The sequence below is a fragment of the Gallibacterium genomosp. 2 genome (assembly GCF_000771895.1).
In the GTDB taxonomy this organism is placed as follows: Bacteria; Pseudomonadota; Gammaproteobacteria; order Enterobacterales; family Pasteurellaceae; genus Gallibacterium.
Window position 1 is genome coordinate 49,176 of sequence record NZ_JPXY01000014.1, and the last position, 18,218, is coordinate 67,393.

Here is an 18,218-nt window from a genome sequence, read left to right on the forward strand (position 1 = left end):
AATACTATGTTAAATAATCCATTTGAGAAAAAATCAGATTTACCTGATTTGGAATTTGATAATGTATTGGATAGCAAAGATAAATCAGAGATTAGTTCATCATCTGATTTAGATGATGGCTTTTCTTCATTTTCTAATCAATCTGCAAGTGAAACATTAAATAATTCTTTTAATGAAAAATACCAATTTAAAAAGAATGAAGTAAGATTAGCAAAGCGAGATGTCGAAAGAGAGTTAACCGATGAGGAATATCATCAGCGTTTAGTAGAATTAAACACAGATGCTGAAAATAAACATTATGTTCTTTTTTTTGGACAACCTGCTTCGGGGAAAACTTGGATTATTGGTAGTATTCTCCATTATATGAAAAATTTTTTGGATGGTACTGTATATTTAGACACGAAAAAAACGACAGATAGTGAAGAAGAGTTATTTTATCAGTTACAAGATCGTTTTAATGGCATCATACATGCTAAAAAAATTAGTAGTACCGATTCTAAACAATATTTTGAGTTCCATATTTCATTTACTCCGAAAGATTCATCTAAGCCGCCGATGAGTATTGTGTTTATTGATGCTTCAGGAGAGCATTCCGAACTGGGTTTCAGAATAAAAGAGAAAATGAATTCAGGTAAGTTACCAAATTATCTTACAGCTATTTTGGAATCAAATGTTAAAACTAAATTAGCTTTTGTTTACGATCAATCTCTAGAGGATGAAAAAGGCGCTATTCCGCAAGTTAATGTGTTAGATGCTGTGTTTATTCATATTCAGCATATTCAGCGGCAACATAATAAATTTTTTCCGAAAGCATTATTACTTTCTAAATCAGACAGAATTTATGCAACGGATTATTCTACAGTAGAACAATGTGGATATGATCCAATGCTTTATGCACAAAGGAAAATACCAAGTTTTGCAAATAGCTTTTTTAATGAATCGCCAGATAATAAGACTATTTTTTATCAAATGGGAAAATTCTCAACAAATTCTGATATTTTATTGGAATTTGATAAAGAATGTCCGGAAAAATTATTTCGGTGGCTATATATGAGTGGTACCGGAGGCGTATCTCCGATTGTTGAGCCAAATTTATGGAATAAATTTTTATCTTGGTTAAAGGGAGAATAATTAAGATATGACTAAGTATGATGATATTTTGGGTTGGGGACTTGTAGGAACACCAAAAGGTAGACAACAAGCCAGTGAAGGCATTGATAAAACGGTTCAATTGGCTCGAATATTTGACTTGCCTCAGGATATTGGACTGTGTTTACCTAGCGCGGAAGAGGGAAGTTCACATCCTCTTTATTATTTATGTTTTCGTAAAAATGAAAATATGCTAGGTATAGCATCATATATTTCTATGAAGGAAATGGGACAGTCTAGATCTGGAGGGTATTTTGGTGCATTTCTTGAAATTATTCATCATGAATTTAGTGCAAGAGATGCGAAAAATATTTTGTTATTATTGCATGCTTTAATGAAAAATAATTATGAACAATATATTGATAATAATTCTTATAAGAGAATGCTTGATAATGTTAGTATTCCTGAAAAGTGGATAGATTTATTAGTAGAAGTTCATAAAAATAGTGTTAAATACGATGCTATAGATGAAATTCAGATGGAGAATAAACCAAAACAAGATACACTGTATATTTTTATTGAGGAAAAAAATAACGATCTATTGATAAAAATTCTATCTTTTTTGTTAAAAAATAAGATATATATTTTATATAATAATATTTATTTTACTAACAGTAAAAAGATTACTGCTGAAATTGAAGGGCGTTCTAATATTAAGGTTGTTAATTATAATTTTATTATTAATTATGATGCATTTATTATGCCTTATAAACAAGAGGTTAGACGATTAAAGCAGATTAATTTTGATAATGATAGGATAAATGTAGCTTTGCAGAGTAAGCTATCAGAATTACAAAGAGAACAACATAAAATAATATCTGAGAATGTAGAAAAAAAAGTGTATCTAGAGCGAGAAAAATTAAGAGAAAAAGAGCTATTTTTACAAAAGCAACAAAAAGAAATTGATGCAAATATTTTTATGCTGCAATTAGGAGAAAATATAGTAAAACAAGTAAAAGAAAATAATGATAAATTAGAAAATGTTAATTTTGTTTCTTCCATGTCTGAAGGAGATAGGTGGGTGGAACTTTCATCTAAATTATCATTTATACAGCAAAAATTATTACAACAGCCTACTTTAAGAAATACAATAATTGAAAAGAAATCTCATTCGAAATTGACTTTAATATTTTTAATTTTGACATTAATTTTGGTGATTATATCTATAGGTTTGTCCATATCTTCACGTTCCTCTGATAATAATAAGCCTTTTAAAGAGATTGAAAGTAAGATGAGTGGTATAGCAACAAGTATAGAGGATATGAAGAGTGATATGAAAAATATGAAAGAGATGAATAATTTTAAGGGAAATATAATAGATAAGAAATAAGAGAATAGAAAAAGGTAAGAGAAAATGTTTTTAAAATTATTAACAGTGTTTTCTATATGTTTTTTTGTGTCTGCTTGTATAGATGATAATGCAAGGAATTGCAGAACATTATATCAAGATAAAGAGAAAAAAAGTTTAGCTGATAGTTATTGTGAAAAGTCTGCTAATAGTGGGAATGCGGAATCACAAAATATTATGGCATTAATATTAATTGAAAAAAATAATGTTGAGCAGGCAATAAAACTTTTTGAGAGCGCTGCTAATCAAGGATATTCAGAAGCAATATTTAATCTTGCTCAATTATACGATAAAGGAGAGCTGGTTCAGAAAGATGAAAAAAAAGCTTATTTTTACTATAAGCAGAGCTGTGAGAAAAAAGAAATTAGAGCTTGTGAGCGAATTAATACCTATGAGATAAATAAAATTGAGAGAAAAGAAAAAGATGAAATAGAAAAGCTAAGAAAGCAATTAGAACAACAAAAGCAAAATTTAGATATAGAGCGAAGAGAGTTGGAACAGCAAAAAGAGAAAGTAAAAGAAGAACAGTATCTTATTGATAAAGCTAATAAAGAATTAGAAAATCAAAATGATCAGATGCAGAAAAAATATGAATCACTTAAGAAAGAATTATCATCATATTTAGTGGATACATCAAAATTAAAATTTTATGAAGATTTAGCTGTTTTTATTGATAAGAATGGTTTATATGGGTTTGTCAATAGAGATGGCGAAGTGATTATTGAACCTAAATTTCTTTATGCAGGACGTTTTTCCCAAGGGCGTTCTGCTGTTAAAGATCGTAATCAATTATGGGGATTTATAGATAAAACAGGAAAATATGTGATTGCACCACAATATGTTTGTGTAGGCGCTTTCAGTAATGAAGGATTAGCCGGTGTTTATAATGGAGGATATTTATTAAATGGAGGTTGTGCAGGAGGAAAATGGGGTTATATGGATATCTATGGCAATTGGGTTATTAATCCAGTTTTAGATTACGCAGAACGTTTTAGTAAAGGTAAGGCGAAAGTGAGTTTCCAGGGATATACTGGCTTTATTGATAGGTATGGAAATTGGGTTAGATAGCTTGCAAGTATTTTGTAAATCCGCTCCTATGAGCGGATTTTTTATGTCTAATGTGTGGCGTCACAATACCACTCCCCATTCCCCGTCAACATTAATGCAATATTGTGATGTTGTTTTAAGGTTGAACGGTGTCCGACGCTGATTAAAATGGTGTCAGGAAGCTGGTCTAGAATTAATTGGTACATCGCAAATTCTAAACCTTCATCCATACTGGATGTGGCTTCGTCTAAGAAAGCCACTTTAGGTTTAGCTAAAAGTAAGCGAGCAATTGCAAGTCGCTGTTGTTCGCCCAGTGAGAGAATGCGTGTCCAGTCACATTCTTCGTCTAATTTATCAACCAAATGCGCTAATTGAACGGATTTCAACACATCAACTGCATTTTGTTGATTCTGTTGTGGAATAGGGTTCGGATAATACAATGTTGCGCGTAAACTGCCTTGTGGCAGGTAGCTTTTTTGCGATAGAAACAGCGTTTGTTGCGGACAATGAATTTTTCCTTCTGAGTAAAGCCATAAGCCGGCAATTGTGCGTAATAAGGTGGTTTTACCAATACCGGATGGGCCTTGGATTAATAAACGTTGTCCGCCAGTTAAGGTTAGATTGAGTTGTTTGAGCAATGCTTTCCCGTCTGCGTTATAAATTGAGAGGTTTTCAAAAACAACATTGCTTTGCGACGGTAGAATATTGGCAGTGGAATGTGATTGGCAACTTTGCATTGCGGCAGTAAATCCGCTTAAACGGTCTAATGTGGCGCGATATTCGGTGAAAGTGTCATAACTGTTACGGAAAAATGAGAGTGAATTGTGAACCTGACCGAATGCCTGTGCAGTCTGCACCATATCCCCCAAGGTAATTTGTTTGGAGAAAAAGCGTTGTGCTTGAATAATAAAAGGAAATACCACAGAAATTTGGCTAACGACGATATTAAATCCCGAAAGTTTCAATGTACGGAAAACAAGTTTCCAGACATTATCAATAATGCGTTTAAATTGTTGATTTAACAGAATTCGCTCTATTTTTTCACCTGCATAAAAAGCGATACTTTCCGCATATTCTTTTAAGCGGATCAGTGAATAACGATAGTCAGCGTTTAATTTTTCATTAGCAAAGTTTAGCTTGATTAATGGTCGACCAAGTTTGAAAGCAAAAACGCTGGTAATTAAAACATAAATAAAGACAAGATAAACCATCATATGTGGGATTTCTACTCCGGCGATAGTCATTGGGCCGGACAAATTCCAAAGAATAATGGTGAAGGCAACAATCGAAACACAGGCACTGATGACGCCGGTGGCAAAATTGAGAGAGTTCTCAATATAAGAAGTAATATCCTGTTGAATACGTTGATCCGGGTTATCCAATTGGTTGTAGCTGAATTGTGTTTTGTAAAAGGTTTGATTCGATAACCAACGATCCAAAAAATGTTGATTAAGCCATTCTCGCCAATGAATATTAAAGCGATTTTTGATGTAATAGATAATAAGAGCATTCAGTAAGTTAATGCTGACAATGACACCAAAGAAGATCATTTGCTGCCAAAATGCAGTTTCATCCAGTTCCTGCAAGGCTTTGTACATATTGTTGTACCATTGCGAGAAAATGACATCAATTCTAACAGAAAGCAACGTTAACAGAACGATCGCACAGAAGGTGACGATTGGTGCAATGCCCTGTTTGCCGACAAAATAATGTTTAGCGAGTTGCCAAAATTGATGCCCCCATCGCGTTGATTTGATTAGCAAAAACAGTGCGATCGCAAAACAAATTGAGCTGATAATAAAACTTTTGGCTATCCACCAAAAAGAATTAATTGCTTCAGAGACTAAATCCATTGAAAAATCCGAGATATTTTATTTTTTGAATAAACTGTGGGCTATTTTGCCTAGATAAAATCGTTTAGGCAAAAATTTTTGTAAAAAATTCAACAAAATTTGCCCTTCCTCAGTTTTTTTCGTTTTAGAAAGCAATATAATCTTGCGCAGTTTTGTTTTTAACTATTAAGGAGTAGTTGTATGAGTGATATTGCTATCACGATCAGTCTCCTATCATTAGTTGCTGTACTTGGATTATGGATAGGACACTGGAAAATTAGAGGCGTCGGTTTGGGGATCGGCGGTGTGCTGTTTGGTGGAATATTAGTTTCACATTTCACCACACAATATGGCATTGCACTGGATGCTCGCACAATGCACTTTGTGCAGGAATTCGGTTTAATTCTGTTTGTCTATACCATCGGAATTCAAGTCGGTCCGGGGTTCTTCTCTTCTTTAAGATCATCAGGCTTAAAACTGAATCTATTTGCAATGATGATCGTTTTTTTAGGCGCATTAATTGTTATTGCAATGTATAAATTGTTCGGATTGGAACTCCCGGTTATTTTAGGGATTTTCTCCGGTGCAATTACCAATACGCCGTCTTTAGGGGCAGGGCAACAAATCTTAGCGGAGCTTGGTTTTACCAATATCACAGAAACAATGGGTACAGCTTATGCAATGGCTTATCCGTTCGGTATTTGCGGTATTTTATTAACAATGTGGCTAATTCGTTTATTCTTCAAAATTAAAGTGGATCAGGAAGCGGCGGCCTTTGAACGTGAGATGAATCACGATAAAGAGACACTAAGTGCGATTAATGTGCGCGTTACCAATCCTAATTTAGCCGGATTGAGAATGTCTGAAATTCCGGGCTTGGAGTTGAAAGATGTCATTTGTTCACGTTTAAAACGTGGTGATTTGTTATTAGTGCCGAAAGATGACACTATCGTAAATTTGAACGATTATCTGCATTTAGTCGGAGAACCGGCGGTGCTTCATCGTGTGCAGTTAGTGGTTGGTGAATTGGCAGCGAATGAGCTTTTAACAACGCGTGGTACGGATTTGCGTACTGTTCGTGTTGTTGTGACTAATGAACAGGTTCTCGGTAAAAAAATTCGTGATTTAAATATCCACCAAAAATATGAAGTGGTGATTTCACGTTTGAACCGTGCCGGGGTTGAATTGGTTCCTAGTCAGAATACGAGTTTACAGTTCGGGGACGTATTGAACCTTGTTGGTCGTTTGGATGCCATTGAAGCAGTTACTGCCATTATCGGAAATGCGCAGCAAAAATTGCAACAGGTACAAATGTTACCGGTCTTTATCGGTATCGGTCTTGGGGTGTTATTGGGTTCTATTCCGGTACAAATTCCAGGTTTCCCGGTGGCATTGAAACTTGGGCTTGCAGGCGGTCCGTTAGTGGTTGCGTTAATTTTAGCGAGAATCGGTAGTATCGGAAAACTCTACTGGTTTATGCCACCGAGTGCCAACTTAGCGTTGCGTGAAATTGGTATTGTGTTGTTCCTCTCTGTTGTCGGCTTGAAATCAGGCGGTAATTTCCTTGAATCATTAATTGACGGCGATGGCGGTGAATGGGTGCTTTATGGTGCGGTTATCACCTTTATTCCGTTATTTATTACCGGAATTGTGGCGAGAATTTATGGCAAGTTGAATTACCTCACCATCTGCGGTTTGCTTGCCGGTTCAATGACCGATCCTCCGGCATTAGCATTTGCCAATGCATTAAAAGAAGAAAGCGGTGCGGCTTCACTCTCTTATGCGACAGTATATCCGTTGGTAATGTTCCTCAGGATCATCACCCCTCAACTGTTGGCAATTCTATTATTGTGGTTTTCAGCTTAGCAATTCTTCATCAAAAAATCGTTATCTAATTGTTCTCCAACTCGACTTAGGTCGGGTTGGTTATATTTGGTCATAAAAAAATCTGCACCGCTGTCATTATGGATAATATGTCCAATTTCAGGGGTGCAGATTATTACACAGGCGTTCGTAATTTTAGAAGTTTTTCAAATTATAATGTAGGCATACTAAATGCAGCACCTTGTTCTCTTACTTTATGATTCGGCCAACGGCTAGTAACAGTCTTCATTCGAGTATAAAAACGAACTCCATCAGGGCCGTAAGCATTAAGAGGACCAAAGATAGAGGCTTTCCAACCGCCAAAACAGTGGAATGCCATAGGAACAGGAATTGGAATATTGATACCAACCATACCGGCTTTGACATCGTGGCTATATTGACGTGCAGCATCGCCATCACTGGTGAAGATTGCACTGCCGTTACCGTATTGATGTTCATTAATAAGTTGAATAGCCTCTTGATAGTTTTTAGCTCGGACGATCGCAAGCACAGGTCCAAAAATTTCTTCTTTATAAATAGTCATTTCCGGAGTAACGTTATCGAATAAACTACCACCAATGAAATAACCGTTTTCATAACCTTTAACTTTATAATTTCGTCCATCAACCACTAATTTTGCACCTTCACTCACACCTTGGTCTATATAACTAGATACTTTTTCTAAGTGTGCTTTAGAAATTAATGGCCCCATATCATTTTCTTGTTCACCTTCAGGCAAAACTCCAGGACCAATGTGTAATCCTTTTATTTTTGGCACTAAATTTTGGATGAGGGCATCTGCATAATCATTGTCAATTGTAACAGCGACAGAAAGTGCCATACAGCGCTCACCGGCAGCGCCGAAAGCTGCGCCTAATAGTGCGTTGGCGGTGGTTTCAATATCAGCATCAGGCATAATCAAGGCATGATTTTTTGCGCCACCCAATGCTTGCACACGTTTACCATATTTAGAGCCGGTTTCATAAATATATTGTGCAATTGGAGTTGATCCAACGAAACTTACTGCTTGAATACGAGGATCTTTTAATAAAACATCAACAACTTCTTTATCACCTTGAACCACATTAAATACACCATCCGGTAATCCGGCTTCTTTTAATAATTCAGCTAAACGAATAGATAATGAAGGATCTTTTTCAGAAGGTTTCAATACAAAAGTATTACCGCAAGCTAATGCAATTGGAAACATCCACATTGGTACCATTGCCGGGAAATTAAAAGGGGTGATTCCTGCGACAACCCCTAAAGGTTGCATCATTGAAAAACTATCAATACCACGCCCTACATTAGCTGAAAATTCACCTTTTAGCAGGTGTGGAATACCGGTTGCAAACTCGACTACTTCCAACCCTCGGGTTAATTCACCGATAGAATCGGAGTAGATTTTTCCGTGTTCATTACTAATAAGACGAGCTAATTCATCAAAGTTTTCTTCCAATAACGTTTTAAATTTAAATAAGATTCTTGCCCGACGTAATGGAGATAGCTGAGACCAAGCCGGAAAAGCATCTTGAGCTGCACTGATTGCATTTTCCATTTCAGCAGTCGTACTAAGTTTCACCTGTTTTGTCTGCTCACCAGTGGCAGGATTATAAACAAAACTAATACGTTGGCTTTCACTTTCTATAGGTTGACCATTGATAAAATTTGGAATAATTGAGTTCATAGTAATCCTCTCTGTTTAACATTCTTTAGGTTGATGATGGAGATAACATACTCTTTTGAAATAAAAATTTCAATTTAAAATAAAACTAAAATAAATTTTTTATTTAATTTTGTGATCTGGGTTAGATCTTTGCAAAAACGAAGTTCATTCAATTACATTTCTATCTTATACTTTGAAACTGTTAGAGTACCTATAAAACCGAGTATAAGGAGATTTAGAATGAGCAAATTATTAGTAAAATCAAAGAATGTTGTAGATGGGTTACGTCAACAAATTACACCTGAAAGTGCTGGCTGGGAGTATGTTGGGTTTGAATTGTTACATCTTTCAGAAGGAAAAATTTATTCTATTTCTACAGAAACTACAGAGGTCTGTTTCGTAATGGTCTCAGGTTATGCGACATTTGATGTGGATGGAAAAGAATTTTCTCGTTTAGGCAATCGTACCTCACCTTTTGAACGTATTCCACCATATTCACTTTATGTTCCTCATCATAAAAATGTTCAAATTAAAGCTGAAAGCGAAACAGAAATTGCAATTTGTCGAGCACCAAGCCAAGGTAATTTACCAGTGAGAATAATTACTCCCGAGCAAGTGGGCGTAGAAAAACGAGGTTATGGCAATAATAAACGTTTAGTTCACAATATCTTGCCAGAAACTGAGCCAGCAGATGCATTATTGGTTGTTGAGGTTTTTACAGATGAAGGTAACACTAGCTCATACCCGAGTCATAAACACGATCAAAAAAATAGTGAAGAGGAAACCTATTTAGAAGAAACTTATTATCACCGTTTTGAACCTAGTCAAGGTTTTTGCCTACAACGAGTTTATACGGATGATCGTAGTTTGGATGAATGTATGGCAGTATATGACGGTGATGTTGTACAAGTCCCTAGAGGGTATCATCCAGTAGCAACTATCGCAGGATACAATAACTATTACTTAAATGTTATGGCAGGACCAATTAGAAAATGGCGTTTTACTTGGGAAAAAGATCACCAGTGGATCAATACGGAAGAATATGCGAGCAAATTCAAATAAAAATAGATGTGTCTTAAAATCTATCAGAGCTAGTTTATATTAAAAATAATGGCTTACCTTGAATATATCTTATGTAAGCCATTATTTTTTTAATTTTTTATGCTTTTTTACGACGTTTTAAGGTATCAATTAGTACTGCTATAACAATAATTAATCCTTTTACAATCTGTTGCCAATAAGGATCGACCCCCATCATATTTAGCCCTTTATTTGTTGTTCCTATAATGAGTGCACCTATAACACACATTGGGATAGTTCCAATACCACCACTTAATGACACTCCTCCAATTACAGCTGCTGCAATAGCGTCAAGTTCCCAAGCTAAACCGTAAGATGGATTTCCTGCATAAGTTCGAGCTGCTAATAATGCACCAGCTAAACCTGATAAAGCACCGGCAAGAATGTAGACCCAGATTAAGGTTTTTGTGGTGTTGATTCCACAAATTTTAGCAGCATTTAAATTACCTCCAACGGCATAAACGTGACGTCCGAAGGTAGAACGACTTAATAAAATATGTGATGCGATTACAATAATAATATATAGGATAACTAATCCAGGTAAACCAAGAAAACTGACATCAGAAATCCAAGTAAATGCTTCTGATGAGGCATCAATAGGCCGTCCATCAGAATAAAGTTGAGCCGCTCCGCGAGCAATAATCATCATTCCCAAAGTTGCAATAAATGGTGGAATAGAACCAATCGCCGTTAATCCGCCATTAATAGCACCTAAAAGAGCTCCTAATAATAGGGACAGTGAAAATGCTAAAATTGCTGCGCTTACAGTATCTCCTCCTGTTACGACTGATGCCGCAACAACGGAAGTAAGTGCTACGATCGAACCGGAAGATAAATCAATACCGGTAGTAATAATTGCAAATGTTACTCCGATAGCAATAATGCCAAACATTGAAACTTGTTCAATAATGCTCCATATCGTACGAGTAGAGAAGAAACCATCAATAGAAAAAGATAAGGCTAAAAATAAAGCAATTAAAATAAATACCATACCGTAAGTATTTAATATTTTTTTGATTGTATCGTTGGACATAATAAATTCCTCATATACTAAATTGATGATTGATAGCTTAAACCTGAAGCCATTTCTAACACGCGTTCTTGTGAAAGATTAGTGTGGGGGATTATCCCAACCTGATTTCCTTCATGCATTACCATTACACGATCACTCATTGATAATAATTCCAACATATCTGAGGTAATCATAATGATAGCCTTGCCTTGCTTTGCTAGTTCAATCATAAGTTTATAGAGTTCAGCTTTGGCACCGACATCAATGCCTTTTGTGGGCTCATCTAAAATCAGAATATCAGGCTCCAATAATAACCATCGAGCTAATAATACTTTTTGCTGGTTACCTCCAGATAAATGATCAGTGATTACTTCAACATTTGGTGCTTTGATTTTTAGTTTATTTTTTTGTGCCAGAGCGACTTTCTGAGTACGAGTTACTGAAATCAGGAAGTTTTCCAAATAAGGAGACATTTTAGGCATAATCATATTATCGGTAATGCTGAGATTAAGAAATAAGCCTGTCAATTTTCTATCTTCGGTGACAAAACCAATTTTATATTTCATTGCATCAACAGGGTTTTTTATTTCTACTTTCAGGTTCTGGATATAAAATTCGCCACTATCGGCAGGCTTATAACCGAAGAGTGCTTCTGCAATTTCCGATCTTCCTGCACCAACAAGTCCAGCAATACCAAAAATCTCACCTTTATAAACTTTAAAATTAATATTTTGATATTTTCCTGCACGAGATAAATTTTTAACCTCCAACGCTACATCATTGGAAATATTGATTCTTTCGCGTTGGAACATTTCCGACATATCACGTCCAACCATCATTGAGATTAGTTCATCCTTAGAGACATCAGAGATTGCCTTTGTGGCTATATATTGTCCATCGCGAATAACCGTAATTTCATCGGAAACACGAAATACTTCATCTAGTTTATGAGAAATAAAGATAATTGCTATGCCGTGATTTTTTATAGTTTCGATAATCTTATAGAGCTGTTCTACTTCTGTTTCGGTAAGAGAGGTTGTAGGTTCATCCATAATAATTACTTTAGCATTATTGGATACAGCTGTAGCAATCGCGACAAGTTGAGCCTTAGCAACAGATACATCGGACATTTTTACTGTTACGTCCATAGGAATACCGAGACCTTCCAATATTTTTGTTGCTTTTTCATTCATCTCTTTTTGATTAAGAAAAAATTTAGCTGTTGTTATTTCACGCCCTAAATAAAAATTATCAGCAATGGTTAGATTAGTAGCAGGAGAGATTTCTTGAGGTACCATTGTTAACCCTTTGCGTATAGCATCAATAGGACGAGAAGGCTTAAAAATCTTTCCATTCAAAAATATTTTACTGTCACTATCTGGCGTATAAATACCATATAGAATTTTCATCAATGTGGATTTGCCAGCACCATTTTCTCCCATTAACGCGTGGACACTACCTCGTTTTACTTTTAAATTAATGCCATCCAATGCTTTTACTCCAGGAAAGGTTTTTGATACATTGTGCATTTCTAAAATATACGTTGATGAATTAATTGAAGTTTTCATTATTAACTCCTAGAGCTAATTGAGATAAATGTTTCAAATCTAAGAAAGAGGATTTCCCTCTTTCTTAAATAAATTATTTATATTTTGCTTGGTATGTTTCTTTTTTATCTGGAGTCACAAGCTCAAAAGGTACCCAATTAATTTTCTCAACTTTTTCGCCTTTAGCAGCACGATAAGCGGTTTCTGCACCGGTATAACCTTGCCCTTTAGCAGATTGGAATACTGTGGCATCTAAACCTTTACCTAAATATTCCAAAGCATCAGGAGTTGCATCAAGACCAACAATAATGATGTCTTCATCATTAATACCTAGTTTGCGAGAAGCTAATATGGCACCAATAGCCATTTCATCATTATTACTGACAACAACATTGATTGATTTTTGTCCTGCAAGGACATTTTCAGCGATAGACAATCCTCTATCGCGTTCCCATTTGCCTTCTTGTTCTGCAACAATATTAATATTGGAATGTTCTTTAAAAATCTCTTTGTTTCCTTGAGTTCGTTTTGTTACTGCATCTTGACCTAACGGCCCTAATAGAATGAGAGTATTTCCTTGCTTTCCATTTAGCGAATCAACAATGAAATTACCTTGAATACGTCCACCTTCTATTTCATCAGATCCAACAAAACTGGTTACATATTTATCTAAATCGTTGTCATTAGGACGACGATTGACCACAATTAAAGGAATACCTGCTTTTTGAGCTTTTTTGCCGATGGCTTTAACGATATTAGGGTCATTAGGAACGACAAGAAGAGCATCTACTTTTTGATCAATAAATGTTTCTACATCGTTTAATTGTCGAGCAGAATCTGCATTTGCATCGGAGAGTTTAAATACTACATCATCGTGTTCTTGATCAAACTGTCTAATGGCATCTTGAAGATATGTTTGCCATTTATCCGCAAAAGAGTTCATTGGTGCGCCAATAACATAAGTTTTTGCGATTATTGTCTGAGAAGTTAAGAGAAGCCCGCCACATAGTAGGGTAGTGAGTAGTGCTTTTTTCATAGGATTAGCCTTTTAAAGTTGAATTAATCACAATGGAAATACAACAATATTCTGCAAAACATCTTACTACTTAACTAAGAAATATAATTTCCAAATTTTAATCATTTGAAACAAATGATCTATTTTGATTTTTATCATTAAGAATGATCTTTTACAATAAAAAAGTTAATGATTTGTGAAATATGTCACATTTTTAGAGTAAGTTTTAGAATGAAAAATCGGTTGTTATTTAAAGTTAGATATCTCAATTGTGATATAAACGATATAAGGTAAAAGAAAAATATAGATAATTAGTAGAATATCTCTTGTTGTTTAAGAAGTTGCTCCAATGTGACTGTTTTATCTAAAAAAATATCAGAAATTAGTACCAAAAAAAGTTCCGCTGTTGCGATGGCATCAGCTACTGCATTATGTGCTAAATAAGCAGGTAAACCTTTTTGTTTTCTGATTTCGGTTAGCTGTAGATCACAAAATGTTTCCCTTTTCCCCCAGTATTCAGACATTGACTTTGTAAGTAACATTGTATCTAAAAATAATAATGGTAATGGTTGGCGTGAAGAAAGGTTTAAAGCTCTTTTTAGAAAATTTTTTTCAATAGCAGCACAATGAGAAATAATTATTTTTCCTGCCAGATAAGGAATCAACTGTTGTAAACAGTTTTTTTCGCTTAATCCTAAGGTTAATATTTCAGGTCGTATATGATTGATGATTGCAGTTTCGGGCTTGATGATTTCGTCATTATCAGAGATGTAGTAATGTTGAGCAGTTGATAAAAGAACTGCTTGTTGCTTAATTTCCACCGATCCAATAGATAGGATTTTGTCCTCAGCAAAATTAAGACCAGATGTTTCAAAGTCTAAGGCAACAAATGTTAAATCAGTTATACGAGATTTTTTGTGAGGCAAAGGGTGTTGAAACAAAGGTAGAGCTTGTTTAGGGATAATATCGGAATGTAGTGATTTTAATCGCTGTGCTTCTAATTTAGATAGAGGATCTGCCCAAAAGTGCCATATCATCGTAATAATCCTTTTGAGTTAAATCGTAATTGAGCAGCCTCTTGATAACGTGCAATAATACGAAAGGCATCTTTAAGATGATTTCGCTCAAACAGTGTTAATGAGCTTGGTTCAATTTCATTGGTAATCGTTTTTTTATTTTGTAATGCATACTGTTGATGACGTAAGCGAACATTGTTAAGAAATATAAGTGCTTGATTGAGTTCTTCTTTGCTTGTTTGGCTTATCACGCCACGTTGGTAAGCGATTTCCAATCGTTTCTCTGTATCAGTAGTTAAATCACCTACAGATAAAGCATAAACTCTAGCCAATTCGACTATTAGATTAATTGCCTGTTGTTTGATATTAAGAATTTTCTGATTAGAACCATTTTTGGTGAGTACAAACTGTTTAAATAACCCAAGTGGCGGGTTAGTACGTAAAGAGTTGGCAATAAGAAAAGCAAGAAAACGTTGGTTTCCTTTGATATGTGTTGAAATAGTTTTTTTAAGCTCTTCGATAAGAAACTCTTCACCGAATAGAAAACGTAAATCTAGAAAAATATTGATATTCAACAACGATTGAGGGGCTGGATTAAGAATCCATTGTTGATAATATGTTTGCCATTGAGATAGTGCCACTCGCCACTGAGGCTGATTAGCCATAACCTTGCCTTGACAAAGAGGATATCCACAATCAGCCAATCCGGAACAGACAAATTCACTTAATTTTTGAAAATACTCTTCATCCTCTTTTGTAGGTGAATGTTCTAAAATTAATCCGTTATCTTGATCGGAATTAAAATGTATTTCGTGGCGAGCTTGAGAGCCAACTACTATCCAAGCATATTTCATAGGTGGAGTACCAAGTTGCTTTTCTGCTAATTGTAAAAGACGTTTGGTAAAGGCATCAGCTATCAAAGTTAACATCTGTTGAACAATTTGAGGATTTGTTCCAGCTCTTTGTAAAGTGAGAAAAATAGTTTGTTTTTGAGGAGCTAATGAAATTAAGTCCTGTATTGATTCTTGGCGGTAAATTCGGCTGATAAGATATACAGCTTGTACTCTACTGCGTTCAATCAAGCTAGTTGCTGTAAGTATTCCAATCACGTTATTGTTATCAACAACAGGAAGGCTTCGCACATTATGTAACATCATCATTTCAATAGCTTCAAGTAAAAATGCCTGTTTCTCAATAACTTTAGGTTGTCTTGTCATTACTGAGCTGACCGGAGAGTGAAATGAAATTCCTTTAGCGACAACCCTTTTAGTGATATCACGATCACTAATAATACCGAGTAATTGTTCATTTTCCATTACTAAAGCACTTGAGCGATGCATTTTTACCATAATCTGTGCTGTTTGTTGAATAGAACAATTGGGTGCAACGATAGCAATTTGACGATTCATCATCTCTTCTACTGTTTTTAAGTAGAGGTTTTCTTCCGTAAAAATACGATTACTTGAATGAGATAAACGAATACTTTCTTGACTGGCAAAATGGTTTTTTAGAGTCGGGTTTGAATCAACTAATTTTAGCAGGATCTGTTTAGGAATGCGGTAAAGAAGGGTATTTTCAATAGCAGTAACTTGATAATCACCATTACCTTCTTGATATAGCAGTGAAAAACCAAATAGATCATTATCTGCCAATTTAGCTTTCAGTGCTCCTGAAAATAAACGTTGTTCAACAGCTCCGGAACGAATGATGAATAAACCTTTTCCCACAAGATGTTGTTGTTCCAATATTTGTCCTTTTCTTAAATAGAGTATATCAATGTTACTTGCCAAAAGATTTATATCGGAGGTAGATAGATGATCGAAAGGGTCAATATTAGTCAGAAAATCAACAATATTAGGTAAAAGTGATGCTTCCATATGTTTATCTCAGGTTAAAGCCACTGAATTAATACAGTGGCTTAAGTTTTATTATTAATAACGTTTTGTATTGCGTAAGGCTTTAATCATAGACCAGAATACATAAATTAAAGCAATTATAGCTATGACATAGTAGCTATTGATTACCCAATTTGCGACATTTTGAGCTAAGAAAGTGTACATTGATACTGAAGCAAGGGTAATCAGTACTGCAACAGGTTTTGTTAATGACCAAGGCTTGATATCTACCTGTTCAGTATACACTTCCTGGTATGCTTTTTGAGGGAAGAAATATCCAATAATCAACATAAAAATAATATTAGCTATAAAAAGTAAACCGATTAAATGGAAGAAGTGAATATCTACTTTAAATATGAAATTAAAGATAATATAGGCACTCATTCCAAATAGTAATCCTAATTTAGCCGCAATTGCCGGTACTCTTTTTGTTAAAAGCCCAACTAATACAACACTAAGTATTGGTGCATTAAAAATACCTTGTAATTGTTGGATAAGATAGAATAAACCATCTGGATTATTGGCCACTAGTGGGGCAGTAAGCATAGAAATGAGAGCTAAACTTAATCCAAGGATTTTACCTACTGTAACAACTTGTCTCTCTGAAGCATTAGGTTTTAAACTTTTTTTGAAGATATTAACAGTAAAGAGTGTAACGGAAGAATTTAAGCCACCACTAAAAGTGGAGAATACAGCACCAACAACAACAGCAGCAAAGAACCCCACTAATAAATCAGGTAATACCAGTTGCACTAACATTGGATAAGCATTATCCGGATTGTCCATTTGACCATTAAAAATATGATAAGCAATGATACCTGGGAGAATAATAATAGATGGAATGAGTAGTTTAAAAAATGCACATAGGAAAACGCCCTTTTGTCCTTCAGCAAGATTTTGTGCACCTAATGCTTTTTGTACAATAGATTGATTTGTACACCAGAAAAACATATTAGAAACAATTAAACCGGTGAAAAGTGTCGAAAATGGTACAAGAGAATCTTCGCTGCCAATAGAATTAAATTTTTCAGGATGAGACTCAAACACCTCTACTAAACCACTCCAAATATTACCATCTCCTACATAAGCTAATGCACAAAGAGTTACGATTAATCCGCCTGTAATTAAGCCTATTCCATTTAATGTGTCTGCAATGGCAATTGCTTTTATACCACCAAATACGGCATAAATTGCTCCGATACTGCCAACACCCCATACCATAATAAGCAAGGCAGTAGAACGTTCCAAATGGAAGGTATGAGAAACTTGGAATAAGTTTTCTAAAGCAATTGCACCTGTATAAAGTACGATAGGGAGTAAAGAAATCACATATAATCCTAAAAAAAGAATGGAGGTAATAGTTAATGTTTGCTTATCAAATCTCCGCTCTAAATATTCAGGAATGCTAGAAATTCCTAATTTAAGATAGCGAGGTAAAAAGAAAATGGCAAAAAGTACAATTGTCATTGCAGCCATAACTTCCCACGCCATTACAATAAATCCTGTACGAAATGATAAACCATTTAATCCGACTAAATGTTCAGTGGAAAGATTCATTAATAGCATAGATGAACCAATATAAATACCAGTTAATGAACGTCCTCCTAAAAAATAACCTTCCGTAGAATCAGTAAGATGAGCATTGTGGGTTTTATAGTAGGCATAGCCAGCAACAAAAATAGTAAAGGCAATAAAAGAAATAAAAGTAAACATTAATTCCCCCTTATATTATATGGTTGATTTATTTA

13 protein-coding genes are annotated in these 18,218 nt (G+C 34.9%); 5 read left to right on the forward strand and 8 right to left on the reverse strand.

Annotation, left to right across the window (positions count from 1 at the left end):
* The first annotated feature begins 6 nt into the window (after nucleotides 1-6).
* The 3 genes from P375_RS02710 to P375_RS11955 are packed head-to-tail and all read left to right on the forward strand — an operon-like array spanning nucleotide 7 to nucleotide 3,565.
* Entirely contained in the window at nucleotides 7-1,131 is a 1,125-nt protein-coding gene (locus tag P375_RS02710; protein ID WP_039091315.1) for a hypothetical protein, read from the forward strand.
* A gap of 7 nt (nucleotides 1,132-1,138) precedes the next feature.
* Complete coding sequence (locus tag P375_RS02715; protein WP_039091313.1) at nucleotides 1,139-2,479, forward strand: hypothetical protein; 1,341 nt, start codon at nucleotides 1,139-1,141, stop codon at nucleotides 2,477-2,479.
* A gap of 24 nt (nucleotides 2,480-2,503) precedes the next feature.
* Nucleotides 2,504-3,565: a WG repeat-containing protein gene (locus tag P375_RS11955; RefSeq protein WP_021460962.1), complete on the forward strand. Its 1,062-nt coding sequence runs from the start codon at nucleotides 2,504-2,506 to the stop codon at nucleotides 3,563-3,565.
* Between the two features lie 47 nt (nucleotides 3,566-3,612).
* On the opposite strand, the gene P375_RS02725 is transcribed toward P375_RS11955, so the two are convergent.
* A complete protein-coding gene (locus tag P375_RS02725; protein ID WP_039134078.1) occupies nucleotides 3,613-5,397 on the reverse strand; it encodes an ABC transporter ATP-binding protein/permease in 1,785 nt (594 codons plus the stop codon).
* A 180-nt stretch (nucleotides 5,398-5,577) separates the two neighbouring features.
* Here P375_RS02725 and P375_RS02730 point away from each other — a divergent pair, with 180 nt between their 5' ends.
* Nucleotides 5,578-7,242, forward strand: coding sequence for a putative transporter (locus tag P375_RS02730; protein WP_018347018.1), 1,665 nt, complete (start codon nucleotides 5,578-5,580; stop codon nucleotides 7,240-7,242).
* Nucleotides 7,243-7,411: 169 nt separating this feature from the next.
* On the opposite strand, the gene P375_RS02735 is transcribed toward P375_RS02730, so the two are convergent.
* Entirely contained in the window at nucleotides 7,412-8,926 is a 1,515-nt protein-coding gene (locus tag P375_RS02735) for a CoA-acylating methylmalonate-semialdehyde dehydrogenase (RefSeq protein ID WP_039134081.1), read from the reverse strand.
* Between the two features lie 219 nt (nucleotides 8,927-9,145).
* On the opposite strand from P375_RS02735, the gene iolB reads away from it, so the two are divergent.
* Nucleotides 9,146-9,967 (forward strand): 5-deoxy-glucuronate isomerase, encoded by an 822-nt coding sequence (gene iolB, locus P375_RS02740; protein ID WP_021460965.1) that lies wholly within the window; start codon nucleotides 9,146-9,148, stop codon nucleotides 9,965-9,967.
* Between the two features lie 97 nt (nucleotides 9,968-10,064).
* Here the strand turns inward: iolB and P375_RS02745 are convergent, their stop codons facing one another.
* The 6 genes from P375_RS02745 to P375_RS02770 form a co-directional block, all read right to left on the reverse strand.
* The gene (locus tag P375_RS02745; RefSeq protein WP_039134084.1) at nucleotides 10,065-11,018 is read right to left on the reverse strand and encodes an ABC transporter permease; all 954 of its coding nucleotides are present in this window, start codon (nucleotides 11,016-11,018) and stop codon (nucleotides 10,065-10,067) included.
* 17 nt (nucleotides 11,019-11,035) lie between these two features.
* Entirely contained in the window at nucleotides 11,036-12,565 is a 1,530-nt protein-coding gene (locus P375_RS02750) for a sugar ABC transporter ATP-binding protein (protein WP_039134087.1), read from the reverse strand.
* A 73-nt stretch (nucleotides 12,566-12,638) separates the two neighbouring features.
* Nucleotides 12,639-13,580 (reverse strand): substrate-binding domain-containing protein, encoded by a 942-nt coding sequence (locus P375_RS02755; RefSeq protein WP_031204650.1) that lies wholly within the window; start codon nucleotides 13,578-13,580, stop codon nucleotides 12,639-12,641.
* A 290-nt stretch (nucleotides 13,581-13,870) separates the two neighbouring features.
* On the reverse strand, nucleotides 13,871-14,596 hold the full coding sequence (locus P375_RS02760) for a 3'-5' exonuclease (RefSeq protein ID WP_039134089.1): 726 nt from the start codon (nucleotides 14,594-14,596) through the stop codon (nucleotides 13,871-13,873).
* A complete protein-coding gene (locus P375_RS02765; protein WP_039134091.1) occupies nucleotides 14,593-16,452 on the reverse strand; it encodes a DUF294 nucleotidyltransferase-like domain-containing protein in 1,860 nt (619 codons plus the stop codon). Before P375_RS02765 ends, P375_RS02760 begins: the two co-directional genes overlap by 4 nt.
* A 54-nt stretch (nucleotides 16,453-16,506) precedes the next feature.
* Nucleotides 16,507-18,183, reverse strand: coding sequence for a solute:sodium symporter family transporter (locus tag P375_RS02770; RefSeq protein ID WP_021460971.1), 1,677 nt, complete (start codon nucleotides 18,181-18,183; stop codon nucleotides 16,507-16,509).
* Between the last annotated feature and the right edge of the window lie 35 nt (nucleotides 18,184-18,218).